The 6060-nt window shown below is 70.1% G+C and carries 5 protein-coding genes; all 5 read right to left on the minus strand.

The annotated features are described in order from the left end of the window. Positions 1–25 precede the first annotated feature (25 nt). Positions 26–574, minus strand: a complete 549-nt coding sequence (locus ACGFYY_RS42040) for a hypothetical protein (RefSeq protein WP_393717877.1) — start codon at positions 572–574, stop codon at positions 26–28. Next, positions 571–1854: a molybdopterin-dependent oxidoreductase gene (locus tag ACGFYY_RS42045; protein ID WP_393717879.1), complete on the minus strand. Its 1284-nt coding sequence runs from the start codon at positions 1852–1854 to the stop codon at positions 571–573. Before ACGFYY_RS42045 ends, ACGFYY_RS42040 begins: the two co-directional genes overlap by 4 nt. 770 nt (positions 1855–2624) lie before the next feature. Further along, positions 2625–3275 carry a fasciclin domain-containing protein gene (locus ACGFYY_RS42050; protein WP_365925823.1) on the minus strand — a complete coding sequence of 217 codons (651 nt, stop codon included), beginning with the start codon at positions 3273–3275 and terminating at the stop codon, positions 2625–2627. Positions 3276–3367: 92 nt separating this feature from the next. Then, entirely contained in the window at positions 3368–4948 is a 1581-nt protein-coding gene (locus ACGFYY_RS42055) for a molybdopterin-dependent oxidoreductase (RefSeq protein ID WP_393717881.1), read from the minus strand. A gap of 62 nt (positions 4949–5010) precedes the next feature. After that, the coding region (locus tag ACGFYY_RS42060; protein WP_393717883.1) for an MMPL family transporter at positions 5011–6060 on the minus strand (1050 nt) is incomplete at its 5' end.

Raw genomic sequence — 6060 nt, forward strand, 5'->3', positions numbered from 1 at the left:
CTAGAGAAACGCCTCTCAGGCGCCCTCACCCATGTCTGCCAAGGTCAGACCCCAGATTCGTGACTCCAGGCCGCTGAATTACGCGGAACGCAGGACGTCGCACGGCCCGCAATCGCCGGGTGGCTTGTGCCGTGCGGATCAGCGCCCAGAGCACCGAGCCCGCGAACAGCGCGGCGGTGATCAGCAGCCAGCGGCCGAGGAACACATCCGCAGGCAGCGCCGAGACCGCCGTGAACTGATCCACCCGGCCGAGGATCAAAGGCCACCACACGAGCAGCAGCAGGCCCGAGACGAACACCGGAACTCGGACGTAGTTGACGCCCAAGGCCGTTCGGCCCCCGGCCGCAGCAGGGTCGCTCGGTGGCAGGAGCCGCTGGAGCCCCCGGTCGGCGGCCGAGTACAGAGGCAGCAGAACGAGGTCGTGCAGCAGGGCGGCGCCGACGAACCACACGGCCACGCCCCAGGTATCGCCCTCCAGCAGCCGGAGGCCGGCGTAGAGAGCGAGTACGAAAGAACACAGGGTGAGCGCGAGGTGGAGAGGGGAGGCGCCGTAACGGGCAGGGAGGCGGTTCATGCGGGCTCGCCGAAGGTGAGGCGCCCCACCCATTTGGTGTTGTGGACGCCGGGCGCGTTGGGAACGATGATCCGGGCCGGGTAGCCATGGTCCTGTGAGAGGACCGCCCCGTTGACCTCCAGCGCGAGCAGGGAACGGTGGTCGCGTACCTGGTTGGGGGCGAGGACGACAGCGTTGTACGGACCGCCGCGTTGTACCGACTGCACGAGAACCTGCGGCAGACGCTCGGTCAGGCCCACAAGCGCGGCGAGGTCGGCCAAGCGGACGCCGCTCCACTCCTGGTCGTTGGTGGACCAGCCTTCCACGCAGGCGATCGGCAGCCGGGAGGTGTGCCGGGGCAGCTCGTAGAGCTCGTCTTGGGTCAGGAGCACCTGCCGGTTGCCGACGCGGACGGTCAGCCGCCAGGCGGGCCCGACGTCGATGGCGCGGATGCCCACGGAGGCGGCGGTCTTGTTGATCTGGAACCCGTTCGGGCCGGAGCCGGGAGTTTGTCCGCGGGGGGCGAGCAGGGCAGTCGCACGCATCCAGCCGCCGATGCTCTGTCCCACCGTCACGGCCAGCAGGGCCGCCGATCCCGCACCGACCATCAGGACCGCCCCACGGCGGGAGATGGTGGGCGCGGCGGGCCGGGGCGAGGTCAGGCCCATCGGGTCGGCGGGCGCGGGCGGCTCGGTGTCAGGGGGCGGCTGAGCCGGCCCTTGCTCGCGGGATACGACCGCCATCAGGGCCCGCCGGAGCCGGAAGACGACGTGCACGACGAACGCGCCGATGAACACCCACGCGCCGTAGAAGTGCAGGGTGTAGAACGATCCGGGAAAGATGTAGTGAAGCTGGACGTTGAGGATCCCGGTGACGAACTCGAACCCGGCTCCCCCCACCAGCAGCAGAAGCGACAGACGCTCCAGCGCGTGGCTGACCGAGCGGACCGGCCGCCACTCGAACAGTTTGGGGATCACCGACCACAGCTTGGCCAGCAGGACCGGGACCAGCACGATCCCAAGCGTGACGTGGATCCCCTGGCTGAGGCGATAACCCCAGTACGGTGAGGTGGGCCAGGTGAACAGGTAGAAACCGAGCAGCCCCTTGCCGGGGGTCTGGTCGTTGATCGGATCCAGATCCGGGTTGTAGGCGGCGTAGGAGAGCAGTCCGGTCACGAAAAGGATGCTGATCCCGAACAGCAGGACCAGCCCGAACACGGCCGTCAGCCACGGCCCCCGCAGCGGACTGCGCCAAAAGCCCGGCTGGGCCGGCCCCGGCGGCGGGACCGAGTCCAGCAGCATGCGAATCCGGTCACGGATCCGAGGCCGTTCTGGCTGAGGGTGCGGCGACGGTCCACGTACCGGCACAGGACCCTCCAAGGGACCGCTGACCGAGCGGGGCGAGCCGGCACCCGCAGCGGGCTCGGGATTCGCCTCGTGCTTCGGGCCGGACGGCGGCTGGGCATCGCGCGATGGACGACGGTCAGGGGAAGGACGCCTCCCGTTCGCTTCCCCGGACGGGAGCTTCCTCCCGTAGTCGTGCGGGTGGTCGCCGTCCATGTGGCCGCCTTCCCTGGGCAACGGCCGTGCGCTGCGTCGTCAGGTCGATCGTTGGGCCTCGGCCGAGCGGCGCCGTGGCTCATCTCGGAGACCGAGCCCGTGAAGCCGGCTCCTGCGGTGTCCGTGTGACGGGCTGTGGCCGCGAGAAGAGGTGGCGGCCACAGCCCGGCGACGGTCATGCCGCTGCCCGCCGCCTCGGATTCATCTTCCGCCCCGCGACCGTTCCTCGCCTGCGGTAAGCGGCACGGATAGGCGGAATCACTCGCGCGGACTACAGGCTGCGGCTTGTGCTGGACGCCCCCTGCACCCGCCCGGCCGATTCGATTGCGCTGGTCTTGCTCCGGTGGGCCGCAGTCGCGGCCGAAGATCTGTGGGTGGGCGGGGGAGGCCGGGGAGTCGCTGCTGCCCTCGGACTTGGCCTGCTGTCCGCACAACCGACGGCAGGCCCGGCACGTCCTTGTCTTCCATGGACGTGCCGGGCCGAATGTCGCACCGGCGGATGCCGAGAGCCGCTACTTGGGCATGAGGACGGTGTCGATGATGTAGACGTTGGCGTTGGCGGTCTTGACGTTGCCGCAGACCACGCTGGCGGTGTCGTTGACCTTGTAGGACTCGCCGGAGCCCATGGTGGTGACCATGCCCTTCTCCAGCGTTTCGAAGGAGCCCTTCTCGAGCTGCTTGGGGGTGAGCTTCTGGCCCACGACGTGGTAGGTGAGGATCTTGGTGAGCGTGGCCTTGTCGGCGAGGACCTTGTCGAGGTCGGCCTTCGGAATCTTCGCGAAGGCGTCGTTGGTCGGCGCGAAGACCGTGATGTCCTTGGCGTTGTTGAGCGTGTCGACCAGGCCCGCCTGCTTGACCGCGGCGACCAGGGTGGACAGGGCCGGGTTGTTGGATGCGGCGGTGGCCACGGGGTCCTTGGCCATGCCGTCGAAGGAACCGGCACCCTCCTTGGGAACACCGGCACACGCCGGGCCGAAGGGGTTGTCGCCGGTCATCGTGTCATCCGCGGGAGTGCTCTGACCGGTCTTGGCCTGGTCCCCGGCAGCCGCGGTCGGGGCGGCCTTGGTGTCGCTGCCGGAGTCGGAGCAGGCGGCCAGTGAGAAGGGCAGCAGGGCGGCAGCGGTCACGGCGATCGCGGTACGGCGGATCTTCATGCTGTTCATGAGAGTTACTCCCTGAATGGGTATATCTGCCTGGGTTTGGCTTGGGGGTGGTACTGCCGAGACGGCCTGGGTTCGCGGGCCGGTCCGGTGGTCTAGGGGACGGTGACGAAGACGCTGTGCCAGCCGCTCGCCCCGTCGGGGATAGTCCGGCTGCGCTCTTCCGTCTGCACCGCACCGGTGCCGTCGGTGGCGCGGACGGTGATGGTGTGTCCACCGGGGGCGGCGTTCCAGCGGTATGACCACTGGCGCCAGGTGTCGAGGGTGTCCTGGACGGCGAGGTCGGCGACCTGCCAGGGCCCGTCGTCGATACGGACCTCGACACGGGTGATGCCCCGATGCTGGGCCCAGGCCACACCGGCGACGGTGATCGTCCCGCCGGCGGGGCGGGCGAACGGCGTGGGCGTGTCGATGCGGGCCTGCGTCTTGACCGGGGCCTTTCGGGCCCACTTGCGCTTGACCCAGTACGGGTCGTACGCGTCGAAGGTGGTCAGTTCGATGTCCGTGATCCACTTACACGCCGACACATACCCGTACAGGCCCGGGACGAGCATCCGGACGGGGTAGCCGTGGTCGAACGGCAGGGGCTCCCCGTTCATGCCGACCGCCAGAACGGCGTCCCGGCCGTCCATGACCTCCTCGACCGGGGAGCCTAGGGTCATCCCGTCCACGGACCGGGCCACCAGCTGGTCGGCCTTGCCTCCCCGGGAAGGCGGCTGGACGCCGGCCTCCCGGAGGAGTTCGGCGAGGGGGACACCGAGCCAGCGGGCGTTGCCGATGTAGGGGCCGCCGACCTCGTTGGAAACGCAGGCGAGAGTGATGTCGCGTTCGATGAGCGGGCGGGCTAGGAGCTGGTCAAGCGAGTAGGTGCGCGGACGGGCGACGCCTTTGCCCTGGATCCGCAGCCGCCAGGTGCCGGCATCCACGCGGGGCACGACGAGCGCGGTGTCGACGCGGTAGAAGTCCCGGTTCGGTGTGGTGAAGGGGCTGATGCCGGGCACCTTCAGCTGGGCACCCGAAGGAACCGGAGGCGCCGGGGAGGCGGGCTTGGGCAGCACGAGGGTGTTGCGGGAGGCGATGGCACCCTGGCCCTTGCGGCCGACGAGGAACCGTCCGAGTGTGCCTGCGGTTGTGGCCGCTGCGGCGGTCACGACCGCCGCGGTCAGGAAACCCCGCCTGCTCCACCCGGACCCTCCGGCCTCACCTCCTGAGGGTGTCGCAGCGCCTTTCGACGCCAGGAGGTAGAGAGTGAACGCACCCGCGACCGCTCCGGTGATCGAGGGGAGCGCGTCGCCGAAACCGGTGGAGTCGGGCCGGCTCAGGGCCGCCGCGGCGCCGACGACCCCGAACAGCAGCACGCCTGCGGAACCGGCACGGCGGTGCCGCAGGCTGAGCACGCCCAGACCCATGGCGATGATCGCGAGTACGGCGAGGATGCCGAGCTGCAGGACGGTCTTGTCGTTCTCCCCGAACGTGCGGATCGCAAAGTCCTTCACCGAGGCCGGCGTCCGGTCGATCACCGCCCCGCCTACGACGGTCACCGGCCCCGCGGTCGGCCGCACCAGCCCTGCTACCAGCTCAGCCACGGCGAGTGCCGTGAACCCGGCCAGGAGACCGGCCAACGCGCCCAGGGCGGCGCGGGAGAGGGTGCTGCGGAAGTTGCTCACACCCCCCATTCGGCGGCACTTGCCCGTCGGATTGGTCCCACACCCGAAAGAGTGACCGCCCGGCCTCGGGGCTATGGCGCGGATGTGGGCTGCGCGGGCCGGGCCGAGGCACCGACTCCCGGGACGGGGCACCGAGTGCCATCACCACGAGCCCGGTCACCAGGCAGGCGCGCGGGCCACCAGGTGCGGTGTCCGAGGTCGAGGATGAGGGCGGGGACGAGGAACAGCCGCACGAGAAGGGTGTCGACCAGGACACCGATCGCGACGATGCAGCCGATCTGGGCGAGATAGAGGAGAGGCATCGCGCACAGTGCGGCGAACGTGGCGGCCAGGATGAGGCCGGCGGCGCTGATGACGCCACTGGTGGTCTCCAACCCCCGCCGCACACCGGCAGTAGTGCCTCGTTCGGCTGCTTCGCCGCGGATTCGGTGGACAAGGAAGATGTTGTAGTCCACACCGAGCGCCACGAGGAAGACGAAGGAGAACAGCACCACAGCGGGCTCGGTGGCCGTGCTGCCCAGGACCAGATGGAACACCAGTGCGGCGGCGCCGAACGCGGTGAGCAGACTGACCCAGGCGGCCGCGACCAGCAGCAGCGGCAGGAGCAGGCAGCGCAGCAGGACGATGAGGACGGCCAGGACCACCAGCAGTACCAGGGGCATGATCAGCCGGTGGCCGCGCACGGAAGCCGTATGCAGATCGGCGAGCTGTGCGCTCTGCCCGCCGACCAGCGCCCCCGTCCCGGCGAGGGAGGCGCGAAGCCGGGCGATGGTGTGCCGGGCCTGCGCGCTGTCCGGGGCGTCCCTCAGCGTCGCAAGGATCTGAACCCTGGCGCCAGGCCCGGACCGTGTGACGACCGCGGTCGCCACCCCCTGCGCCGCCGTGACCCGATTGTGCGCCTCGACGATCCCGGCGGGCGGAGCAAGGATGACGACGGGACTTGCCGTACCGGCGGGGAAGTGGCGGGCGAGGACGCTCTGTCCGGTCACCGAGGGCGCGGTAGCCGGCAGTGCCTGGTGCAGCGGAACACCGCTCTGGGCGAGCAGCGGCGCACAGGCCGCTCCTGCGGCGAGCAGGACGAGGCAGCCGAGCCACACTCGGCGCGGCCGGCGCTCGATCGC

The sequence above is a fragment of the Streptomyces sp. NPDC048331 genome (assembly GCF_043201215.1).
Classification (GTDB): Bacteria; Actinomycetota; Actinomycetes; order Streptomycetales; family Streptomycetaceae; genus Streptomyces.